The sequence below is a fragment of the Flavihumibacter solisilvae genome, from assembly GCF_000814475.1.
GTDB lineage: Bacteria > Bacteroidota > Bacteroidia > Chitinophagales > Chitinophagaceae > Flavihumibacter > Flavihumibacter solisilvae.
The window spans coordinates 115,239-139,646 of sequence record NZ_JSVC01000001.1 but is presented as its reverse complement, the minus strand read 5'-3'; the positions used below and the strand labels follow the sequence as shown (position 1 = coordinate 139,646).

General features: G+C 46.4%; 15 protein-coding genes. 12 read left to right on the top strand and 3 right to left on the bottom strand.

Annotated features, from left to right (window positions below):
- Window positions 1-88: 88 nt before the first annotated feature.
- A complete protein-coding gene (gene pbpC / locus OI18_RS00515; RefSeq protein WP_039136088.1) occupies window positions 89-2,362 on the top strand; it encodes a penicillin-binding protein 1C in 2,274 nt (757 codons plus the stop codon).
- Window positions 2,363-2,432: 70 nt separating this feature from the next.
- Here pbpC and OI18_RS00510 read toward each other — a convergent pair whose 3' ends face one another.
- Window positions 2,433-2,612 (bottom strand): hypothetical protein, encoded by a 180-nt coding sequence (locus OI18_RS00510; protein WP_039136086.1) that lies wholly within the window; start codon window positions 2,610-2,612, stop codon window positions 2,433-2,435.
- A gap of 98 nt (window positions 2,613-2,710) precedes the next feature.
- Window positions 2,711-3,667 (bottom strand): glycoside hydrolase family 5 protein, encoded by a 957-nt coding sequence (locus OI18_RS00505; protein ID WP_039136084.1) that lies wholly within the window; start codon window positions 3,665-3,667, stop codon window positions 2,711-2,713.
- A gap of 82 nt (window positions 3,668-3,749) precedes the next feature.
- Between OI18_RS00505 and OI18_RS00500 the strand changes: the two genes are divergently transcribed.
- From OI18_RS00500 to OI18_RS00465, 8 genes are all read left to right on the top strand, one after another.
- Window positions 3,750-4,754: a LacI family DNA-binding transcriptional regulator gene (locus OI18_RS00500; protein ID WP_039136083.1), complete on the top strand. Its 1,005-nt coding sequence runs from the start codon at window positions 3,750-3,752 to the stop codon at window positions 4,752-4,754.
- A 133-nt stretch (window positions 4,755-4,887) separates the two neighbouring features.
- Window positions 4,888-8,034 (top strand): SusC/RagA family TonB-linked outer membrane protein, encoded by a 3,147-nt coding sequence (locus OI18_RS00495; protein ID WP_039136081.1) that lies wholly within the window; start codon window positions 4,888-4,890, stop codon window positions 8,032-8,034.
- Window positions 8,035-8,073: 39 nt separating this feature from the next.
- Window positions 8,074-9,612: a RagB/SusD family nutrient uptake outer membrane protein gene (locus tag OI18_RS00490; RefSeq protein WP_039136079.1), complete on the top strand. Its 1,539-nt coding sequence runs from the start codon at window positions 8,074-8,076 to the stop codon at window positions 9,610-9,612.
- Between the two features lie 196 nt (window positions 9,613-9,808).
- The gene (locus tag OI18_RS00485; RefSeq protein WP_052272734.1) at window positions 9,809-10,438 is read left to right on the top strand and encodes a Crp/Fnr family transcriptional regulator; all 630 of its coding nucleotides are present in this window, start codon (window positions 9,809-9,811) and stop codon (window positions 10,436-10,438) included.
- Between the two features lie 70 nt (window positions 10,439-10,508).
- On the top strand, window positions 10,509-11,450 hold the full coding sequence (locus OI18_RS00480) for an NAD-dependent epimerase/dehydratase family protein (protein ID WP_039136585.1): 942 nt from the start codon (window positions 10,509-10,511) through the stop codon (window positions 11,448-11,450).
- An 83-nt stretch (window positions 11,451-11,533) separates the two neighbouring features.
- On the top strand, window positions 11,534-15,421 hold the full coding sequence (locus tag OI18_RS00475) for a caspase family protein (RefSeq protein ID WP_039136076.1): 3,888 nt from the start codon (window positions 11,534-11,536) through the stop codon (window positions 15,419-15,421).
- Between the two features lie 35 nt (window positions 15,422-15,456).
- Window positions 15,457-16,725: an MFS transporter gene (locus OI18_RS00470; RefSeq protein ID WP_039136074.1), complete on the top strand. Its 1,269-nt coding sequence runs from the start codon at window positions 15,457-15,459 to the stop codon at window positions 16,723-16,725.
- A gap of 37 nt (window positions 16,726-16,762) precedes the next feature.
- Complete coding sequence (locus tag OI18_RS00465; protein WP_039136072.1) at window positions 16,763-17,434, top strand: DUF4412 domain-containing protein; 672 nt, start codon at window positions 16,763-16,765, stop codon at window positions 17,432-17,434.
- Between the two features lie 121 nt (window positions 17,435-17,555).
- Here OI18_RS00465 and OI18_RS00460 read toward each other — a convergent pair whose 3' ends face one another.
- A complete protein-coding gene (locus OI18_RS00460) occupies window positions 17,556-18,575 on the bottom strand; it encodes a GntR family transcriptional regulator (RefSeq protein WP_039136070.1) in 1,020 nt (339 codons plus the stop codon).
- A 167-nt stretch (window positions 18,576-18,742) separates the two neighbouring features.
- Between OI18_RS00460 and OI18_RS00455 the strand changes: the two genes are divergently transcribed.
- The 3 genes from OI18_RS00455 (at window position 18,743) to OI18_RS00445 (ending at window position 24,399) form a co-directional block, all read left to right on the top strand.
- Window positions 18,743-21,142 (top strand): alpha-L-rhamnosidase-related protein, encoded by a 2,400-nt coding sequence (locus OI18_RS00455; RefSeq protein ID WP_039136583.1) that lies wholly within the window; start codon window positions 18,743-18,745, stop codon window positions 21,140-21,142.
- 65 nt (window positions 21,143-21,207) lie between these two features.
- Window positions 21,208-22,263, top strand: coding sequence for an L-rhamnose/proton symporter RhaT (gene rhaT / locus OI18_RS00450; protein WP_039136069.1), 1,056 nt, complete (start codon window positions 21,208-21,210; stop codon window positions 22,261-22,263).
- Between the two features lie 21 nt (window positions 22,264-22,284).
- Window positions 22,285-24,399 (top strand): bifunctional rhamnulose-1-phosphate aldolase/short-chain dehydrogenase, encoded by a 2,115-nt coding sequence (locus tag OI18_RS00445; RefSeq protein ID WP_039136065.1) that lies wholly within the window; start codon window positions 22,285-22,287, stop codon window positions 24,397-24,399.
- The last annotated feature ends 9 nt before the right edge of the window (window positions 24,400-24,408 follow it).

Genomic DNA, 24,408 nt, shown 5'->3' with positions numbered 1-24,408 from the left:
CGTTGTAAAGTAGGGTGAGAATGTTAAAGTAAATGTATTCAATGGCTAATCCATTCCCAAATCTCTTCTTATTGTAAGTTTGTTAAAGATGAAAAAGCTTATTGCTATAGGTTCACTGCTGGTTGTAATGGTTGCCTTGCATTTCATTTTTCCCGTTCCGCTCAAGGTCGAATATTCTACTGTTATTACTGATGAAAAGGATGCGGTGTTGAATGCTTACCTGACAAGCCAGCAGAAATGGCGGATGAAAACGGAATTGAATGAAATCTCTCCTTTATTGCAAAAGGCAATTGTTCACAAGGAAGATAAATGGTTCTATTTTCATCCCGGGATTAATCCTTTCGCTATGGCAAGGGCGTTGTTTAATAATGTTTTTTCTCTTGAACGTACGTCTGGTGCATCCACGATAACCATGCAGGTTGCCCGCGCGCTGGAACCCAGGCCAAGGAACATCTGGTCAAAAATCATCGAGGTATTCCGTGCTTTTCAACTTGAAATAGCGTTAAGCAAACAGGAGATCCTTCAACTTTACCTTAACCTGGTACCTTACGGTGGCAATATAGAAGGCGTGAAGTCCGCCGCTGTGATTTATTTTCGAAAGAGCCCTGATCACCTTTCACTTGCTGAGATCACCGCATTATCAGTGATTCCAAACCGGCCTTCATACCTGGTTATGGGCAGAAGCAATGACGCCATTGTCAGGGAAAGAAACAAATGGTTAATGCGGTTCCTGGCAGATGGGCTTTTTTCAACAACTGAGATCCGCGATGCGCTGGAAGAACCGCTTACAGCAGTTCGTAACACGGTTCCACATGAGATACCACACCTTGCGGTTAAATTGAAGCAATCCGGGCAAGCCAATATTCCCACTTTCATCCGGCTGGATACGCAACTTAAAACTGAAAAGCTTGTCAGCGATTATGTCCGTTCAAAAAAAGCCCTCGGCATTCACAATGCAGCGGTGGTTATCATTGATAACAGGACGAACCGGGTTATAACGTATGTGGGGTCGGCTGATTTTAACGACAGTACTGATGGTGGACAGGTTAATGGCGCAGCTGCGGTACGGCAACCCGGCAGTACGCTAAAACCACTGGTATATGGATTGGCAATAGATGCCGGCTTACTTACTCCCAAAACCATTATGACCGATGTTGCCATTAACTACAATGGCTATGCGCCGGAGAATTATGATCGGCAATTCAATGGGTATGTTACTATGGAATATGCACTTGATCATTCCCTGAACATCCCTGCCGTAAAATGCCTTAGGTCGGTTGGTAAGGATCACTTCACCTCAGTCCTCTCCGGACTTGGTTTCCGGCAGGTGAAGGCTGATCGTGGTAAGCTCGGTTTGTCCATGATTCTCGGTGGTTGTGGAGCGACGCTTGAAGAATTGACTGCGCTTTTCTCCATGTTTGCGCACGAAGGAATCTTTATGCAGCCGGATTTCATGGATGGACACCCGCAGAACAAATCCCACAGGGTACTTTCGCCGGCTGCTAGCTTCATGATCAGCGATGTGCTTTCAAAGATTAACAGGCCTGATTTTCCGCTCAGCTGGCAAAGCACTGAGAAAATGCCCCGTATCGCATGGAAGACCGGTACTTCTTATGGCCGGCGGGATGCATGGAGTATCGGGTACAACAAACACTTTACTATTGGTGTCTGGGTTGGCAATTTTTCGGGCAGAGGCGTACCGTCTTTAAGCGGAGCAGAGATTGCGACTCCGTTATTGTTCCGGATCTTCAATTCAGTTGACTATAATTCGGAGAAGGACTGGTTCACGCAACCTGCAGATTGCAACAACCGTTTTGTGTGCTCCGCATCCGGCTTGCCGCCTGGTGAATTCTGTACTGAGCAGGTAAATGACTATTTTATACCGATGTATTCCTCCACTGCTAAATGTGACCATATGAAGGAAGTGGTTGTAAGTCCGGACGGGAAGATCTCATATTGTATCAATTGCATGCCTGAAAGCGGTTACAGGAAAATGCTGTTACCAGCATATGCACCGGAAATGCTCGCCTGGATGGAAGAGCAGCAAATCGTTCATAATAATATTCCACCGCACAACAGCCGCTGTGAAAAAATCTTCCGTGAAGGTGCTCCGACCATTACTGCCCCACAGAACAATGCTGAATACCTGATTGACAGGAATCACCGCGAACCCTTGCAGCTGGCCTGCAATGCTGGAACAGAAGTTGAGCGGGTTCACTGGTATGTAAATGACAGGTATTACAAAACCGCCGGTGCCAGGCAGAAGATCTTTTTCATACCGGAAGAAGGACAGGTGAAAATTACCTGCAGCGACGACAGGGGACGTAACAGGGATGTACGGATTGTAGTGAAGTATTATTAAAAAAAGAGGGCTGCACAGGCAGCCCCCTATTTATATGGGTTAGTAAAACATAAAACACACACACATTTTATTAGCTGTGTACAGATTTGGTAGTACCATCACTATGGCGCATCTGGTTCATCCACTTCTTTCCTTTTTCTTTTAGGTTACCCACCATTTTATCCCTGTCCTCGCGGCTCATTTTTGAAAACTTGTAGTACGCATAAGCTGCAAGTCCTGCCAGCAACAGTGTTGTTCCTTTGGTTCTCATAATCTATATTTTAAGTGATAAAATCATGATATCTGACATTGTACCAAAAATATCGTGCCAGCTTGAAATTGAGGTTGCCGCTGCTTGCATGAACTAAGTCACCGGTTGTATTTCCGGATCAATTCGCGTGTTTTCATACCCGAAGGCTTTAAGTCGCGGTCTTTCCAATTGCCCTTCGAAGATGCGGAGGGTAGTAGAACAGAACAAGTTTCATCTTTGTCAGAAACCGACCAGGTGATCCAACTGATCTTGTTCTTTTCAGCCCAGTCAATCCACAACTGCCATTCTTTCTCATTCAGCGGCCCATTGCCGGTTGCTTCCATCCCGGCTGACTCCGAAATAAACAATGGCAGTCCTTTGCTGAGGGCATAGTCGCCCCGGTCACGTAGGAACTGGTGATGTGTGGCGGCATAGAAATGAAGGGTGTACATCAGGTTGGAAAAGCCGGTGATCGGTGAATCTGCGGCTATATGTATGTCCTGGTCCCAGTGCGGCGAGCCTATAAGGATGATGTTATCCGGATCATTTTCACGGATAGTGCGGATTATTTCCGTTGAATACTCTTTTACGGCCTCCCAGCTCTCTTCATCGGGCTCGTTGAATATCTCGTATATAATATGTGGATGCCTGCCATAAGTGGCTGATATATCCCGGAAGAAATCTTTTGCTTCTTTCAGGTTAATATTGTGGCTGTGCCAGTCAATGATAACATAAATGTCCTCTTTGATGGCTGCATCAATCACCTCCCGCATTTTTTCTTTTGACCATTCTGTTCTTTTCAGGTAGCTGTTTTCGCCTGGTTCAATGCCCATTGCAGCACGGATCACATTGATCTTCCAATCCTTTTTCAGCCACACAACCGACTCCGCATTGTAAAACCGTGGCCAGAAGCAATGCCAGCCGTAACTCATGCCCCTGAGCATAACCGGATCGCCTTTTTCATTGACCAGCATCGTTCCGTTTACCCGCAATGATCCGTGTTTGCTGACAGTCTGGGCGAATAGTGACACCACAGTGGCAAAGGAAAAAGTGAGCAACAAAATCGTTTTTTTCATGAAAGAGATATTTTTTTGATGCTATAAATTGAAAATTATTCCGCGAAAGGGCTTTTTTATTTTTGTACCTTTTTCAAGATTCATGATATCTATAAAAGAAATAGCAGCCAAACTTGGCGTGTCGATAGCTACTGTTTCATCAGTACTGAACGGGAAAGAAAAAGAACGACGCATCAATGCCGCACTTGCTGATAAGATCAAACGGTTTGCGCTTGAATCGGGTTATCATCCCAACCAGGTTGCGGTAAGCCTGAGGACCGGCAAGTCCAGAATCATCGGATTGATCGTCGATAATATCTCCGGTGCCTTCTTTGCTTCACTAGCCAACACAATCGAAAAGGAGCTGGAGAAATACGGTTACACGGTTTTATACTGCAGCACAGGTAACAACGAATCCAAAGTTGAAACTTTGATCAGGATCCTTTTCCAGCATAACGTTGATGGCTACCTGGTTATTCCTGCGGCAGGGATGGAGGAGCAGTTATCTGAACTAACAAGCAGGAAACGGCCGGTCGTGCTGATGGACAGCTACTTTCCGGACACTAAATTACCTTATGTACTGGTAAATAATTATGAAGGTACAGCTGCTGGTATAAAGCATCTTATTAAAGCAGGTTGCAGGAATATCGCGTTTGTGTGCAATGACATTTCGCTTGTGCAGATGGCTGAGCGCCGGCGGGGTTTCGTGGAGACGATGATTTCGGCAAAGATGCAGGTAGGTGAAGACAGTATACTGGCAACACCCTATATGGGGGAGAAGGGGCAGGTGGTACGTTCTATTGCGGCGTACTTAAAAAAGAAACGGCCCGATGCAGTCATGTTCGCCGCAAATTACCTCGGCGTTTATGGCCTGGAGGCCATAAAGAAGCTTGGGTGGACGATCCCTTCAGATATTGGCGTGGTCTGTTTTGATGATCATGAATTATTCCAGATCAATACTCCTGAGATAACAGCTGTTAAGCAGCCGGTTGAGGATATAGCTCAGCTCGCAGTTAAGATCCTTATGGGTGAGATGGGTATCGAAAAGAAAGTGACTGAACAGCAGGTTGAAATCATGGGTAAACTCATCCGGCGCAAATCGGTTTAAACATTTCCATTAATAATTATATATCAGATTGCAGGTTTCATTAAAAAAAAGTTTAGCAAAAACGTTTTTGCAAAATCGATTTAGCGCTATATTTATGTTTTGCAATAAACGTTGCTAACCAAACATCTGCTATATGAAAAGAGTACAACGCTACTTTTTACTGGCATGCTGGATGGGCCTTTTACTAATATTAGCCCCCCATGCCTTCTCTCAGAACATTACCGTCTCCGGAAAAGTAATTGATTCAAGAAACAACAATGGACTCGCCGGTGCCTCCGTTCAGGTTAAGGGCTCAAGCACCGGAACAGTCACCAATGAGCAGGGTAGCTACAGTATTGTAGTCCCTTCACAGAGCGCTGTTCTTGTTTTTTCTTACAGCGGACTCGGCACACAGGAAATCAAAGTTGGAAACCGCACAAGCATTGATGTGCAGATGACCGCAACACAAACTTCAATGGATGAAGTTGTGGTAATCGGTTATGGAACGGCTAAAAAATCTGACCTGACCGGATCAGTTGGATCAGTTAAGGCAGCCCAACTCCAGGAACGCCCTGCTCCATCTTTGAACCAGGCAATCGCCGGAAGGGTTCCGGGTGTGCAGGTTAATACAAACTCGGGTCGTCCGGGTGGTCAGACCACCATGCGGATCCGTGGTTTCAGTTCTATCAACTCTTCCAACAACCCATTGTATATCATTGATGGTATACAACTACCCGTTGGAACACAGAACAACAACAGTAACTCAATTGACTTCATTAACCCGAACGATATTGCCTCTGTTGAGATCCTGAAAGACGCCTCTGCAACTGCTATCTACGGTGCACGTGGCGCAAACGGTGTGGTGATGGTCACCACCAAAAAAGGTACCAGCGCAGGTCCAAGATTAACTTATGACATGGACCTGTTTGTTCCCACCATCGGCCCTCATCGCGTGGAAATGCTGAACGCCAAGGAATACCTCCAGGTAGAAAATCTCGCCTACGATAATATTAAAGTATACGACCCGGCAGGATGGGCAGCGGGTAATTATGCATCTCTTGTTGATCCGCGTGAAAAAAGAAAGAATCTTCCCCTTCTTTTTGATGCGAACGGCAACCCTTTGTATGACACAGACTGGCTGAAAGAATCTACACAAAACAAAATAGGCCAGAACCACCAGCTTGGATTTTCCGGTGGTAACCAGGACAATACCTATGGATTGTACCTCGGCTACCGAAATGACCAGGGCTTGTTGCTGAATTCCTACCTGAAACGCTATTCAGCACGCTTTACCCTTGACAGTAAAGTAAAGGACTGGCTTAAAATCGGTGGTTCACTCAGCTATAATAACCAGGAAGAAAATATTGTTGACCAGGGCACAGGCGGTCTGAACTCTGTCCGCATGATCACTGAATCGTTCCCCTTCCTGCCAGTGAAATATGCAGATGGAACTTGGGCTGAGAACTACCATTATCCCGGTGCGGAAGGTGGTTCAAACCCGGTGCATATTTTATCTGAGCGTGAAGCACTGCTGAATACTCAAAACCTGCTTGGTGAAGCCCATGTGAATATCTACCTGGCAAAAGGTCTTGAATTCCGCAGCCAGCTGGGCGCGAATATAGTTACTCGTGGTGTCCGTGAATACAATGGCCGCACACTCGACCAGATCTCACGTTCACAGAACGGTATTGCCAACGTATTTAATAACCGCGAATCTTACTGGAGCTCTGAAAACTACTTCACTTACAGAACTTCATTTGGCTCCGACCACGACCTGAATGCAATGGCTGGTATGTCATGGCAGGAGACGAATATCTTTAACATGGGAGCGGGTTCACAGAATTTCTCTACTGATTATTTCGAGTACAATAACATTGGTGCCGGTAGTCAGCAGAACCCTGGTTCTTCAAGCGCTTTCAGATTTGCGTTTAACTCGTTTTTCGGAAGGGTTAACTACACTTTCAAGGACAAGTATCTCCTGACGCTCACAGGCAGGGCCGACGGATCTGACCGTTTTGGTCCTAACAACAAATACTCTTTCTTCCCTTCAGCAGCGCTTGCATGGCGTGTGTCTGACGAACCATTCCTCGAAAACAGCAACCTCATTTCCAACCTGAAACTGAGAACCAGCTATGGTTTCTCTGGTAACTCAGAGATAGGATCATACAGGTATTTGCCGTCCCTGGGAACGTACGCTGGTATTTTCAGCGACGCGCGGGTAACTGGTATCGGATTGGGCAGACTTGGCAATGCTGATCTGCAGTGGGAAAAAACAGCGCAGGCAGATGCCGGCTTTGAACTGGGCTTGCTGAATAACCGTATCAACCTTGAAATGGATTTCTATTATCGCAAGACCACGGACATGCTGCTCGATGCGCCTGTTCCACGTACTTCCGGTGCAGGAACCATCACAAAGAACATCGGGTCAATGGAGAACAAGGGAATTGAACTTGGTCTTAATACAGTGAACATCAGCAAAAGGGATTTCACCTGGTCAAGTACTTTCAACGTATCCTTCAACCGTAACAAGGTTCTTACACTTGCGACGCCAGCCCCGATCTTCGGTGTGGGTAACCCAGGATTTACAAACCAGACTGGTATTATCCGTGTAGGAGATCCTGTTGGATCTTTCTGGGGATTGGTTCGTCTTGGTACCTGGAGCGAGAAGGAAAGGGCTGAAGCTGCGAAATTCACAAGCTATCGCGGTGGTAAGACAATGCTTCCCGGTGACATCAAATACCTGGATGTAAACGGTGACTATGAAATCAACGACGCGGACAGGATGATTATCGGTAACGGTAACCCGGATGCGTGGGGTTCATTTATCAACAACTTCCGCTACAAGAATTTCGAACTCATTCTGGATATCCAATACTGCGTAGGTAACGATGTGCTCAACATGACAAAGCACTCCGGTGAAGATCGTGTTGGCATAGCAAACAGCTACAGTTCAGTGCTGGGTGCATATACTCCGCAGAATGAAAATTCCATGATTGCTGCAATCCGCGATACAAAAGCAGGATATGTAACCAACGTTGATACAAGGTGGATCGAGGATGGATCATTCTTAAGGGGACGTAACCTGCTGCTGGCATACAACTTCTCACCTGAGGTTGCAAAGTCTCTTCGACTCAGCAGGCTGAGGATGTACGTTTCTGCTCAGAACTTCTTCCTGAGCACCAAATTCAGTGGTAATGATCCTGAAGTAACCACTTACAGCAACCCGTTTGCACAGGGACAAACATTCTTTGATTATCCGAAACCAACAATCTACACATTTGGACTGAACGTTAGTCTGTAACCTGGTAGAAGTGATTCATTTAATCCAAATTGAAAGAACATGCGTTTTAATATAAACAGAAAAATATCATTAGCCTTAATCGGATTTACGCTGATGGCGTCAACCGGCTGCGAAAAATTCCTGGATGCAGGACCAGATCCCTCTAACCTGAATCCTGATGATTATTATACCACTCCCGAACACGCAACCGCTGCCATTGCAGCGGCATATGCCCAGACCCGCTTCATTGGCGGTGGTACGGGAATCTTCGCCAACAACTTCCAGATGCTTGACGCCGTTACCGGAACGGTAGGTACTGAAACAGGTCAGAATTCTGACCTGAACAACCTGCTCGGTCTTGCATATAATGGTGACAATGCTTTCGTGAATAACTGGTGGAATGGTTTGTACAACCTTGTTGCACAGACAAACCTGGTGATCGAGAATGTGCCGGGCATCCAACCGATGGATGAAGCTCAGAAAAAGAAAATCCTGGGTGAAGCTTATTTCCTCCGTGCATATTCTTATTTCTATCTCGTTCGTCTCTGGGGTGATGTGCCTTTGATCACAAAACCTCAAACAACCTCCTCTCCTGATTTTTATCCGACACGCGCAAGCCAGGAAGAGGTTTACAACCTCATCGTGCAGGATCTCAAAACTGCAGAAGAATCCGGGCTTGGCATGACAGACGGATCTGGCCGGGCGTCGCTTGGTGCAGTGAAATCTTTGTTGGCTAAAGTGTACCTCACTATGGCTGGAGAACCGCTGAAAAAGGGTACTTCACATTACCAGCTTGCAGCTGACAAGGCACTGGAAGTTATTAACAGTAACGCCTTCAGCCTTTTCACGAAATATGCTGACCTGCACAACCCATCAATGGAGAATAAAGGTGAACAGATCTTCCAGATCCAATACCTGGTTGGTGTTGCCGATAACCCGATGCAGGCTATTATGCTGCCTAACTTCAAGGATATTTCAAAGTTCGGTACTGAAGTAGGTTCCATGGTGCCCGTGAAAGCATTCTACGACAGCTATGAAGCAGGTGACCTGCGCACAGCTGAAAGGGTAGGATTCTTCTATACCAGCTATTTTGACAAAGGAGATGGTGCACTCAGGGACCTTTCATCATTGTACATTTATAAACATTTCGATTCTGTTGGTCATGGTACTTCTGGTCGCCCGGGTACTGGTAACAGCAGCCTGAACTGGAACCAACTCCGTTACGCTGAAGTGTTGCTGACTTATGCAGAAGCACAGAACGAAGCAGGTGGTTCTCCCAATGCTGATGCGGTTGCCGCCCTGAAAGCAATCCGCGATCGTGCAAATCTGACAACACCCACAACCTTTACGCAGGATGAGTTCCGCCAGGCAGTATGGCGTGAGCGTTGGTACGAGCTGTGCTTTGAAGGTGTTTCCTGGTTCGATATGGTTCGCCTGAAGAAGGTGTTCAATACCACAACCAAAGGATTCGACAGCTTCGTTGGTCACAGTTTCCCCGGTAACGGAGCAACTCTCCAGGAAAAACACCTGTTGTTCCCGCTTCCGACATCGGAAATGCAGAACAACCAGAACTTAAGACCGAATAACCCCGGATACTGATTTCTCTGGCAGTTAGTTTTAATTGAGCGTTTATTTATCGTTTCGCCCCGTGTATTCACACGGGGCTTCTTTTTGCCCTCATCGCAAGAAGCATTTCCACCGACGTAAAACTTAATGAAAGGGAGATCGTTGGGGTCTGAGGAGGGGGGCAATCACTTATTCACCTGTTCACCATTTGACTTTTCTATCTTTGGTCATGCAATCACCAACAGCCCTTCAACTCAGGCAATTCAGGGCACAACTGACAAAGTTTGTTGAATTTTCGGATGAGCAGTGGGATCTGATAGCCTCCCTGCTTTACCTGAAAAGCATTAAGAAAAAGGAACTATTTGTTTCAGGAGACAAAGTTTGCAATGAAGTTGGATTTATCCTGCAGGGGTCCCTCCGTTTCTTTTTTGTTAAAGATGGCATCGAACTTTCCAATTATTTCTGTTTCCAGAATGAGCTCATGTCGTCATACCGTTCTTTTCTGAAGCGCACGCCCAGCATAATTTCCATCGACGCAATGGAGGATTCGCAGCTGATATGCTTTACTTATGACAGCCTGCAGCAACTCCTGGCAGATGAACGCACATCATTTGCCATGGAACATTTCGGCAGGATGATCGCTGAATATCTCATCTGCTGTTACGAAGAACGTGTCTTTTCATTCCTCACCCAGACGCCTGAAGAGCGTTACAAGCGACTGATCGATGAACAGCCTCATTTCCTGAACCGCATTCCCCAGCATTACCTGGCCAATTACCTGGGTGTTACCGCTGTCTCGCTTTCACGGATCCGCAAACGCATCCACGAAAGCAGGTCAAAACAAAAACTGGCCTCCTGATTTTTTCTTATCCTTTGTTAACGTATTGCGCTGGGTCGTGTTGCTAGCTTGCATGTCAAAATCAGAAATCATGCAGATTGTACTTGGAGCCGGTGGACCGGTATCAAACGAACTGACAAAGGAATTGCTGAAGAACGGTATTGCCCCCATGCTGGTGAGCAGGAAACCTGTTACCGCTTTCCCAACAGTCGAATGGAAAAAAGCTGATCTGAAAGATCTGAAGGAAACTCTTGCCGCAACAAAAGGCGCAACAGTGATCTACATGTGCGCCGGTCTTCAATACAACAAAAAGATCTGGTCCGCCGAATGGCCCCTGATTATGGATAACCTGGTCGCCGCTGCGAAAGAAACCGGCGCCCGCCTTATTTTCTTCGATAACGTATACATGTACGGCCACGTGAAAGGCCCCATGACTGAAGAGACGCCATACAATCCCAAATCGGTTAAGGGAGAGATCCGTGCACGTATTGCACGCAAACTGCTGGACGAATCTAAATCCGGTAACATCAATGGAACTATTGCCCGGGCCGCAGATTTTTACGGCGCAGAATCATTGAACTCCTTTTTTGATACAATGGTGTTGCAGAAATTTTCAAAGAAAGAGAAAGCAATGTGGATGGGAAATGCTGACACACTGCACTCACTTACTTATGTGCCCGATGCGGGAAAGGCCATGTACCTGCTCGGTCAGCAACCGTCTTCAGGTAACCAGGTGTGGCATGTTCCCACCGAAAAAGCTATGACCGGAAAAGATTTCATTGCGCTTGCCGCAAAGATTTTCCATACAAATCCCCGGTATTTCGAAGTTCGCAAACTTATGTTGCAGGCATTTGGCTTAATGAATCCTTTAGTCGGGGAAACCGTTGAACTGTATTACCAATACCAGTTTGACTACGTTTTTGATTCAACGAAATTTGAAAATGCATTCGGAGTAAAGCCGACGGCCTACGAAACAGGAATCAGTACCCTGTTTGAAAATTTCTGGCAGCGTAATGGGAAAAATCCCGTTTGAGATTAACATAGGTAGAAGTAAATTTAATTATCCAACCGAACCCTGCTCCCTGCCCTTTACTTCACCATGTAAATAAATAACTCATGCGCTTCGATACATTGCCACAGATCGAATCGACATTCAACAGGGAAGCAGGCCCGCTGCTGAAACGATTTTCCCTTGAAGTCCCCGGTGAATCTCTTGTATTGAACGGCAGCCTTTATAAACCAGGCCGCTCCAACTATTTTTTCGCAGCCGAACACCCGAAGGAAAGGATCGTTCTGCATTTCACAGCCGGTAATATCCGGTCCGATATGCTAAGCCTGACCCAGCAGGACCGGCATGTTTCTGTTGCGTTCGTTATAGCACGCGATGGAACCATCTACCAGCTTTTTCCTTCTAAATACTGGTCTGGTCACATTGGCGCCGGAGTTGGGAACGCCGGTACAGGAAACAGCCAGGACAAGGCGACAATTGGTATTGAAATCTCCAATTACGGCTACCTGGTAGAAAAAGACGGAAACCTTGAAACCATCTATTCCCGTCTCCGCGACCCTAAAACCGGCAAGCCCGGCAGGGAAGACCTATACTGCAGTCTTCAGAACAATAATGCCTTCCGGCAAATAAACTCGCCTTTTCGTGGACTGACCCACTATGCTTCTTTTACTGACCAGCAGCTTGAAAGCACCATCATATTGATGCGTTATCTGACCGCCCGGTATAATATTCCGCGGGAATTTCTTCCTGAGGACAAACGGTTCATCACCACCAATGATGTCCTCGGTTTCAAAGGAATAGTCAGTCATGTCAATTACCGCAGCAGCGGAAAGTGGGACATCGGTCCTGCATTTGATTGGGATAAACTGGTGGCCGGTGTTAAGGCTTCTTCATTTACGGCGGCAACAGCAACAAAGTCATTACAGGAAGAAAAAGTTGCTCTCCACTCAGAAGAGGAAATTGAGTCAGAATTCCCGGTTTCAAAATCATTACGGGAAATTTCCACAGAAGCAACGGATAACGAAGGGTACAATCCAAATGATTTCGAGAACCTTAGCCTGAACGGACAGGAAACAACAACTGAAGGCAGGATCTTCGGGTTGCTAGTGGGAATAAACAACTATGACCGGATCCGGAAACTTAAGGGATGCATTCATGATGTGGAGACTGTTGAAGCATGGCTCAATAGCCTGACCAATGAACGGAACATCCTGAAACTGACTGATGAACTGGCCTCAAGGCCGGCATTCATCAGTGCATTTGAAGTACACCTGTCGCAGGCAGGAAGCAATGACACCATCCTTGTTTATTACTCCGGCCATGGTACGCTGGAAGAAGCCGGTGAAATGTGGGACGAATCCGACCGCACCCTCGAATGTCTTGTATGTCATGACGGAGGCACAAGCAGCGCCGCTGAATTTCTGCTTACAGATAAGGAGCTGCGATTCCTTATTCATAAACTGTATGAAAAGACCGGCGCACACATTGTAACCATTTTTGATTGCTGTCATTCGGGTGACAACACCAGGAATGCAGCATTGATTGAAGCGGCTTATTCCGCAGATTCGGAAGTGATCCGCAGGCTCGCTGTAAATGAAAACCGCCCGTCCGGAGCTTTTCCGGAAAGAAACTGGGAGCAATTCATCTTTGGCAAGTCCATTGATGTCACTAGCGTAATGAACGGCAAGGCACAAGGGTTTCTGCCTGAAGGAGTGCATGTTCAATTTGCCGCTTGTGAAAGTGACCAGTCAGCAGTTGAGGTGAATGGTGAAGGAGTATTCACGAAAGCTCTAATTAAAGTTTTGGAATCAAGCGGTGGCAACATCTCCTACAATACATTGGCAAACCGTATCCGTCAGTACCTGCGTTTTGGTTTTGAGCAGACGCCACGGATCTACACCTCAACCCAGGCTGAACGGCTTTTGTCGGCCGGTTTCCTTAACAGGAAAATTGATCCATCGATCGGCTTCGCGGAAGCAACTTATAACGACGCAGAAGGCTGGCAACTTAATGTCGGTGCTATTCACGGCGTGGATAAACAGTCGAAGGTCACAATCCATGATCCTGAAGACCCCTTGCGTTTACACGAGGCGGTGATTAAAGAAGTATTCATCGACTTTTCCAGGATAAAAATTCCTTTCGAGGCGGATAAGAACAGCGTCCTGAAAGCGACCGTAAGCGGACTGATGTCACAAAAGATCTACCTGGAGCTGAATAATGTCAACGGCAACCCGAGTGACCTCGAATCACTGGTTGAAAAACTGATCGCGAAATCAGGTGGGCATTTTGAATTCCAGGGAACCGACGGAACATTTACCCGTGCTGCTGACTATACGCTTCACATCAGGGGTGGCGAAGCTATCCTAACTCGTCCCGGTGATCAATTCCGACCTCTTGTTCAGCCTGTTTCATTTGTTGGTGAAGATGATGTTGATCCTCTAGTCGAACAGCTTCGTCATATATCCCGCTGGCATTTTATCCGACAGCTGGAAAACCGTGATGCCCCTAATGTAACCGGACCCCTGGAGATCACTGTAAACCGCGTTTTGAATAATAAAGATAAAGTGCAGCTTGAACCTAACGCTGATACAGTAACGCTAGAATATGAAAATGTGAACGGCAAATGGGCAGGCGCAATAGAAATTACAGTTCACAATAAAAGCGATCAGCGTCTCTATGTGGCTGCAGTTTACCTCACAAATGCATTCCGCTGCTTTCTTGATCTTGTTCCTGATAGGGTGAAGCTGCTGGCAGCTGGTGAATCGTTCAAACTAAGCATTAATGGTAAGTCGACAATCCCATACTCGCTTGATGATTTTGTAAAAGAATACAACTGGCCAGTAAGTGTCGAGTCTGTTAAATTCATTGCCAGTACTGACCTGTTCAACGCTGAAGAACTTGTACTGGGGCCCTTGCCTCCACCGGTAACGCTCAACAAACCTAAATCATTGTCGCTGGAAACCAGGGGACTCGAGATTGACAAGGAAGTGGTAAGCTTTACCGGCTGGACTACCCAGCCGCTTCACCTCCTTTACAAGAACCCCGTATATAACCTTCCCGATACCGCTTCCCTCCAGGCGATGTTGAACAACGAAGACATGGCCTGGTTTGCTGCCGGTTTGTATTACGATCTGGTATCGGACGAAAACGGACAGCCAACAAAGCTCGTTCTTAAGGAGGGAATTAAACTTCCGGAGGAACAGCGTGGACTTTGGGGTGATGTCAAATTGTGGCTTGCCAATACGATCGAAACCATGCACAGGAGAAAGCTTTACCAGAAACTGAAAGCAACCGGAAAACTGCGGATCGTTGCAGAAGGTGATTCATGGTTCCAATATCCCATCCTGGTGAGGGATATCCTTGATCATCTGTACAGGCTGTATGCTGTTTGCAGTTTTTCAGAAGCAGGCGATACCCTGGAAAACTATATGAAAAAAAGAGAGTACCTGCCGGCCCTGAACCGTGAAAAGGCTGACTTCTTCCTGGTAAGCGGCGGTGGTAACGATATTCTCGGTGAACAGTTCAGGGGATCGTTGAGAGAAACTCCGGATGCGAATGACAATACACCACGACGATACCTGAACGAAACATTTTTCAATAAGCTGGACAAGCTCCAGGACTGGTACATCGAAATGTTTGCTGAATTACTTAACACCCATCCACAGATACATATACTCACACATAGTTATGATTATATTATCCCTGTTAACACAACTGCAGAACCTAAAAAAACAAGCTGGCTGGGCAAATACATGATTGAAAAGAAAATTGAACCGCAGGCTGAAAGGGAACAGCTGATCAGTTTCATGGTCGATCAGTTCAACGATCGCCTCCAGGTCGCAGTGCAACGATTTCCAAACAGGATCACCTACATTGATGTGCGCGGACTCGTGCCCCGCGACAGCTGGTTCGATGAGATCCATCCGACCAACAGCGGCTTCCAATTAGTTGCGGATAAATTCATTGCAGAAATAGAAAGATTGAGGAAAAGCTAATTCAACATTTTCGGTACCAAAACGTTATGAGACCCATGGAAACAAAGAAAGCGGATGTACCCGCGATGACTCGTTACCAGAAGTTTGTCATATTCATCCTGGCAGTAACACAGTTTACTGTCATCCTCGATTTTATGGTCATGTCACCGCTCGGTGATCTGCTCATGAAATCGCTAAAGCTGAAACCTCAAGATTTCGGTTTTGCTGTTTCTGCATATGCTTTCAGTGCAGGAATCTCTGGACTGCTTACAGCGGGGTTCGCCGACAAATTTGACCGTAAGAAATTATTGTTGTTCTTCTATTCAGGATTTATTGTGGGGACCGTCTTTTGCGGACTCGCACAAAGCTATCCTGCCCTTGTAGCTGCACGGATCATTACCGGCCTTTTCGGGGGAGTGATCGGGTCGATTTCAATGGCCATAATCACCGACCTGTTTTCGCTGCAACAGCGGGGCAGGGTAATGGGTTTTGTACAGATGGGATTCGGTGCCAGCCAGGTGCTTGGTATTCCCATCGGCCTGTACCTGGCCAACGCCTGGGGCTGGGAAGCACCTTTCTGGATGGTGGCTGCCCTCGCTGTCGTTGTCGCCACACTCATCGGGTTTGGGCTTAAGCCAGTCATTTCGCACCTTGCCGTACAACATGACCGTTCACCGATAATCCACCTGGTTCATACTATATCCAACAGGCATTACCGGATTGGATTTACCGCCACCGCATTGCTGTCTATTGGCGGATTCATGATGATGCCCTTCGGAAGTGCTTACTCAGTAAATAACCTTGGAATTAGTCAACAGGAATTACCTGAACTTTTCATGATCGCTGGTATCAGTTCCCTTGTTGTCATGCCGCTGGTAGGTCGGCTAAGCGACAAGATCGACAAATTCAAACTATTCGCATTTGCATCGGTATGGATGATGGTTATGGTAGGAATTTATACCAACCTTCCGCCAATTTCATTCTGGATCGTGGTGACTTTTAATGTGCTGATGATGATCGGCATCATGAGCCGCATGGTTCCATCAACCGCTTTGGTTAGTGCAATTCCTGAAATGCAGGACCGTGGTGCATTCATGAGTATCAACAGCTCATTGCAGCAGATCGCCGGCGGGGTCGCAGCAGCGGTAGCAGGTATGATCGTTGCACAAAAAGACCAATATAGCCCACTCGAACATTATAACACGGTCGGATATGTCGTTATGACAATTACCCTCGTCAGCATCTTCCTGATTTTCCGCGTCCACAGGCTGATTAAATCAAAAATGTCTTCAGTCAATCCCGCTCCGCAAATGGAAATGGCCTGATCACCGGAATTATATAAATTGTGAAAAACATCATATTATGAAGCGCTCCTTTTTGCTTTTCGCATTATTGCAGGTGGTCTTTGTATGCTCGGGTTTTTCCCAGGAGTATAAAGATTTCAACTTTAAATCAGGTATCACCTATTCGATGAGCAACAGCAGCAATTCAGGTCCGAATGAAATGACAATGTGGTTTGCCGACAACCAGTACAGCGGCGTCGAAATGGGCGGACAGTCCGCCTTTTTCATGGTCTATGATATGAAAAACCAGGCAGCTGTGAACATTATGCCTGCCCAAAAAATGTACATGGTAATGGACCTGAAGAAGATGAAGGAGAAAATGAAGTCCAAAACAGAAAACCCGGATAGCGAAAAACCAGTCATAACCAAAACCGGTAAAACTGAGAAAATCCTCGGTTATAATTGCGAGCAGTACCTGATCAAAACCAATAAATCCGAATCCCTGGTATGGGTTACAAAAGACCTGGGTATCGACGGTGCGGCCTTTGCGAAAAGTTTCGGTGAAATTATGGGCAACCAGGACAATTCGAGTCCCATCAACACCTATGGACTCAGCGGCGTAATGATGAAAATGGAGGTAACGGAAAAGGACTCGAAAGAAAAAGCCACCCTGGTAGCGACCAAAGTTCATAAAGATGGTAAGTCAGTTGATGTTACGGGTTTCAAAAAAATGAACATGCCGGGTCAGTGATCAGTTTCTTCCTGCAGCTAGAATGCAGATAGGGAGAAGACGAGCCGGCCCTTTGCAGGCCCTTAGCAGACCCTTTGCAGGCCCTTTCCAGACACCTATCGTGGGCAGGCATTTACTGAGTTTACAAGGAGTTTCGCCGGATCAGCATAAAAGGGTTCTTAACCTTTTCCCTTTTCTTATCGAGGATCATCCGGGCTGCATTTTCACCCATTTTCACATGATCTGTTGAAATTACCGTAATACCGTCAAGCAAAATTTCTTTCAGCGGAGTTTCATTATAGGAAATAATCCCAATGTCCTTGCCGATCACAAGTTTTTGTGACCGGCAATTTTTTATCAGGTTAACAAGGTCGGTCTCTTCTATTACGATGTAGGCAGTTCCTTTCTCCGCATCCATTCCCTCCTCCAGCTCGGGGATGATAGTATAATCAACCTGGTGGTGTGAACAAAAGAACCGGAACCCGATCTTGATTTCCGGTGGATACGGTACCATTTTAGGATAAACCAGCACGAGCCGGTTGTATTTTCTAATCAGGTCAAGTCCTGACTCAAGCGCCTGGTAAATATCGTTTTTGAAATCCTGGTAAACTCCGGCGTATTTGCTATAGTTATTTGTGAGATCCTTATCGAGAATAATCAGCTTTTCCGCCGGGATCTTTTTTATTATGGCTTCCACAATTTCCGGCTGATCATAAAAATGCGGCATGATCACATAGTAGTCGTATTCGAATTGATGATTGATCACAAAGCTCTCAAACAGCCTGACGTTCGAGTGATGGATCTTCAAATCTATCACCGCCTGTTCGCCCATCGCATGAACAAATGCATTGTAGATCTGCTTTTTATAATTGCTGATCTTGTTGAATAAAAGCAGGATGCGGAAAGGAGTCGCTACATCTGTACGATTAATAAAAAATCCCTTTCCCCTTACTGATACTAAATATCCCTGTTTGCGCAGATGCATATACGCCTTCTGCACGGTATCTCGGGACAAGATGAATTCATCACTTAGTTCATTGATGGATAATATGGGATCACCTTTCTTAAGTTTTCCCTCACGAATCGCATCAGTAACCGAACGTACGATCTGCATGTACTTCGGAGTTTTTTTATCATCCTCAATATTAAAAACAGTTGACATGTGGCAAACATTCAGGCAATCGTAAAATAGGAAATTACAAATAAAATCAAACTGTCCTGTACTGTGCTGTAGGTAAAATTCGCTCCTGCCGATCTTCCAAGCCCTTTGTTATTTAAATTAGGGTAATATGATAAGTGACTCCATTCACCTATTCACTTGCAAGCCATATGTATAAAATTAACCTGGTCACTTTTTTCCTCTGCTGTACAATCTGCGCAGTTGCACAAAAACCAGCTGATTCCATCCTGAACAGGCAATGGGATGCTAACTGGATAACGCCAAAGGACGTTTCGCGAAATGATTACGGCGTATTTCATTTCAGGAAGTCGTTCAGGCTGGAAAAGCGTCCCTCGACCTTTATTGTTCATGTTTCCGCCGATAACCGTTACAAATTGTATGTAAATGGAAAGCTGGTTTCACTGGGACCCGCCCGCGGAGACCTGTATCATTGGAATTTTGAAACAGTAGATCTCGCCCCATTGCTGAAAGAAGGGAATAATACGTTATCTGCAACGGTCTGGTATTTCGCATCCAGGGCGCCGGAAGCCCAGATTACTTTTCAGCCTGGATTTATTCTCCAGGGCAATAGCGCGACCGAGGCCGTGTGCAATACGAACGCGACCTGGAAAGCAACGGTAGACAAAGGATACAGTCCCCTTACACCCGATCTCATTTACGCCTACTATGTTGCTGGTCCGGGCGATAGGGTCGAAAACAGTCGTTCACCCAAAGGCTGGATGAGTGGCAATTTTGATGATAGTCACTGGCAGGATGCCGAGGCCGGATACAAGGGCCTCCCTAAAAATGTTTTTTCCTATGCCGATGGCTGGATGCTGGTACCTTCAGCCCTTCCTCAAATGGAATTGAAAAGTCAAAAGTTTAATGCGGTTAGAAAATCAGTTAATATCCGTTCTACAGAAGGGTTCGTTGAAGGCAGGTCTCCGCTCGAAATTCCAGCAAACACGAAAGCCTCACTAATATTCGACCAGGGTTTCCTGACCAACGCTTATCCAAACCTGCATTTCCAGGGGGGGAAGGATGCGAAACTCACGCTTACCTATGCAGAAGCACTATACGTACCGGAAAAGGATAGCACAAAATGGAAAGAGCATATCGCAAAGGGTGACAGGAATGAAGTTGAGGGGAAACGAATGGTGGGAGTGAAGGATCTCTGCATCTCGGATGGTTCGCAGTCGCAATCATTCGTCCCATTGGCTTGGAGGACTTTTCGTTACGTGCAGCTGGAAATTGAAACCGCAACACAGGGTATCCGGATTGATTCTCTCTTCAATGTATTTACCGGCTATCCCTTCAGGTTCAATGCCAGTTTCAGTTCGGGAAACGAACTGCATGACAGGATTCTTGAGACCGGCTGGCGAACTGCAAGATTATGCGCAGTTGAAACATATATGGATTGCCCCTATTATGAACAGTTGCAATACCTCGGCGATACCCGCATCCAGGCCCTCGTCTCTTTATATAACAGTGGGGATGACCGGCTCATGCGGAATGCAATAGAACAACTGGACTGGTCCCGGATGGCAGAAGGTATAACCCTCAGTCGCTACCCTACGCGCAATGCTCAACAAATACCGACTTTTTCCTTCTGGTGGATAGGCATGATACATGATTACTGGATGTATCGTAATGATGAAGCATTTATTCGCTCTATGCTCCCGGGTATCAGGCAGGTGCTTTCCTTTTTTGAAAAAATCCAACAGGTGGACGGCAGATTGAAAAACCCACCCTACTGGGTATTTACCGATTGGACCAGCGAAACAGGCTGGGAAAGCGGAATGGCGCCCAAAGGGAAAGATGGCTGCTCCGCTGCAGTTGACCTTCAGTTACTCTGGGCATTCCAACTCGCTGCCAGATTGGAAGCCGGCCTTGGCATGAAAGGCATGGCGGAACATTACAGCAGTAAGGCTAATGCACTAAAAAGAACTATCCGCAGTACGTATTGGGATGCTGCAAAAAATATGTTTTCAGATAGCCGTAACAAAGACACGTATTCGCAACATGTAAATACACTCGCTATACTGACTGGGGTTACAACAGCGGCAGAAACGAAGTCCGTTGCCAACAAACTCATGAATGATGCTTCGCTTTCGAAGGCAACTATTTACTTCCTGTATTACGTTAACCAGGCACTTTGCAGGGCCGGTTTTGGAAACTTGTATCTCGAAAGGCTCGATATCTGGGAAGAAAATCTGAAGTATGGTATGACAACATGGGCAGAGATGAGTGACATATACAAGTCAAGATCCGATTGCCATGCATGGGGGTCAAGTCCAAACATAGAATTCTTCAGGATTGTGCTGGGTATTGATTCAGATGCACCCGGATTCAACAGGATCAGGATAGCACCTCATCCGGGGAAACTTTCCAGGCTGACTGGAAAAATGCCGCATCCAAAAGGAACAATCGAAGTGAGTTACGAAATAGGAAAAAATGGATCAGTGAACGCTGACATTAAACTACCCGGAGGAACCTCAGGTACGTTCGTCTGGAACGGGAAAGAATACCCCTTAAAAAGCGGGAATAATTTATTGAAACAGATCAGGTAATGTGTGATTAAAAACACATGACAGTGCATCATAGTTAAATAATCATCACAAATTAAATTGCAGGTATGCAGGCCATAATGGGAATCATATTTCATTTCATCGGTGGATTTGCCTCCGGGAGTTTTTATCTGCCTTATAAAAAAGTAAAAGGCTGGTCCTGGGAAAGTTATTGGATAGTAGGGGGTTTCTTCTCCTGGCTGATCGTACCTTTTCTGTCCGCCTGGCTGACGATCCCCAATTATATGTCGATCATCACTTCCGCTGATGTATCTACCCTGGGCTGGACTTACTTGATGGGACTGCTTTGGGGAATTGGCGGATTAACCTTCGGCTTGTCAATGCGTTACCTCGGAATGTCATTGGGAATGTCTGTGGCCCTTGGTTTCACTTCTGCCTTTGGCGCCCTCGTTCCTTCTGTTTATCGCGATTTGACCCGCGCTGAAGGGGTCCGTTTTACTCATATGATGGCATCCACCGGAGGTCGCATCATCCTTCTTGGGGTATTACTCTGCCTCGTTGGCATAGCAATTTGCGGAAAGGCCGGAATGCGCAAGGAAAAAGAACTGAGCGATGAAATGAAGAAGAAAAGCATCAGCGAGTTCACCCTTAAAAAAGGATTGGTGGTCGCTACTATCTCAGGTATTCTTAGCGCGTGTTTCAATTTTGGCATAGAAGCGGGCAAGCCAATGGCGGTGGAAGCCGTGGCGAGAGGTACCAACCCACTTTTTCAGAATAATGTCATCTTCGTGGTTATTCTCTGGGGTGGCCTCACAACCAATTTCATCTGGTGCCTGCTTTTGAATATCCGCAACCGGTCCTTTGGCGATTATTCCAATAAGTCAACACCGTTATTTTCCAATTACCTCTTTGCTGCACTGGCAGGTGCAACCTGGTTCATGCAATTCTTCTTTTACGGGATGGGTGAAAGTAAACTCGGCAATGGTGCCAGTTCATGGATCCTGCATATGTCATTTATCATCCTGGTCTCCACCATGTGGGGACTGACTCTCAAAGAATGGAAAGGCGTTAGCAAAAAAACATTGTTTACAATCATAGCAGGAATTACCGTTATAATTTTTTCGGTTATACTGGTAGGTTATGGTAATTCACTGATTCAATAGTTTCACGAAAAAGCAACTGATATGCCCGTTCAAACACAAGAATTTAAACACGTTAGCTACCTGTGGGATGAGAAAATGGCGGCTGGCCTGGAAGGAGATGAGGTGGGCCTCCTCGTTTACCGTTCGAACCTGCTCGGGCAAGATCTTCGTCTTACAAATTATGGCGGGGGAAATACATCCTGCAAGCTGATGGCGACGGATCCGCTTAGCGGCAGTTTAACACAGGTGATGTATGTAAAAGGTTCAGGCGGCGACCTGGGTACCATGAAACGGAATGGACTTGCTGCATTATACATGAACAGGCTCCATAGCCTGGAAAAGGTCTATCGTGGTATTGAACATGAGGATGAAATGGTCGGTCTCTTCCAGCATTGCATTTATGACCTTGAGTCCAAAGCTCCATCTATTGATACGCCATTACATGGATTCCTCCCCTTTAACCATATAGATCACTTACACCCTGATGCGGCCATTGCTATTGCCGCTTCAAAAGACGGCAAAGCCATAACCAGGGAACTGTTTGGTGGAACAATCGGCTGGGTAGACTGGCAACGCCCTGGTTTTGACCTCGGGCTCAGGCTTCGCCAATGCCTGGAAGAAAATCCCGGAATAAGGGGAATCATGCTGGGATCACATGGTCTCTTTACCTGGGGCGACACGGCTTATGAATGTTACCTCAATACGCTCGAGGTTATCGAACGATGTGCAGGTTATATTGAGGACAATTCCCGGAAGCCAGCATTCGGAGGGCAACATTTACCCGCTACTGAAGAGCCCTATCGATGGAAACAGGCAGCAGCAGTTGCACCGGTACTTCGGGGATTATGTTCGTCCGTGCAGCACATGATCGGTCACTTCACGGATAACGAAAGGGTACTGGAATTCATTAACTCAAACGACCTGCAGCGCCTGGCGCCAATGGGAACGAGTTGCCCCGATCACTTCCTCCGCACTAAGATCGCCCCGCTGATCCTTGACCTGCAACCAGGTGATGACCTTTCAGACGCTGTCGCTATAAGGAATAGAATTGCCGGCCAGTTCGATTTATACCGCGCTCAATACACAGAATATTATAACTCATGCAGGCATGCGGACAGTCCGCCGATGCGGGATCCCAATCCGGTTGTCATACTCTATCCCGGCATTGGTATGTTCACTTTTGCAAAAGACAAGCAAACAGCAAGGGTGGCAGCTGAGTTTTATACGAATGCTATCAATGTCATGCGGGGTGCAGAGGCCATTTCAACATACACTTCCCTTCCACGACAGGAAGCATTCAATATTGAATACTGGCTTCTGGAAGAAGCGAAGTTGCAACGGATGCCAAAGCCGAAACCTTTGAGTGGAAAAGTTGCGCTTATCACGGGCAGTGCCGGTGGAATCGGCAAGGCTATCGCCAAAAAATTTGCGGATGAAGGCGCCTGCATTGTTTTGAATGACAATGATGCTGAAAGGCTTGAAAGCGCTGAGCAGGCGTTTATCTCACAGTTCGGCAGGGACAATATAATTGCGGGTTTCCTTGATGTTACAGATAAAAACAGCTTACTATCGCTGGTGGACAAATCCTGCCTGGCTTTTGGCGGACTGGATATCGTCGTGAATTGTGCAGGACTATCCATTTCAAAACCGCTGGAAGAACATACAGAGGCGGATTGGGATATTCTGTATGATGTCCTGGTGAAAGGACAATTCCTCGTAACCCAGAAGGCAGTTGAAATTTTACGGAAACAACAGACCGGCGGCGACATCCTGAACATTGTCAGCAAGAATGCCCTGGTAAGTGGTCCCAACAATGCCGCTTATGGATCCGCAAAGAGTGCGCAGCTACACCTCAGCAGGCTCAATGCTGCCGAACTTGGCAAAGACCACATTCGTGTGAATGTCGTTAATCCTGATGCAGTGATCCTTAACAGTAAGATCTGGGAGGGTGAATGGGCGGCTGGACGGGCAAAAGCTTATGGCGTGACCGTGGAAGAACTGCCTGCATATTATGCGGGAAGGACACTCCTCAACGCGATCATCGAACCCGATGATATTGCCAATGCCTGCTTTGTGTTTGTAGGTGGCTTATTAAATAAATCAACCGGAAACGTCCTGAACGTTGATGGCGGCGTAGCAATGGCATTTGTACGCTGATGCAAAATC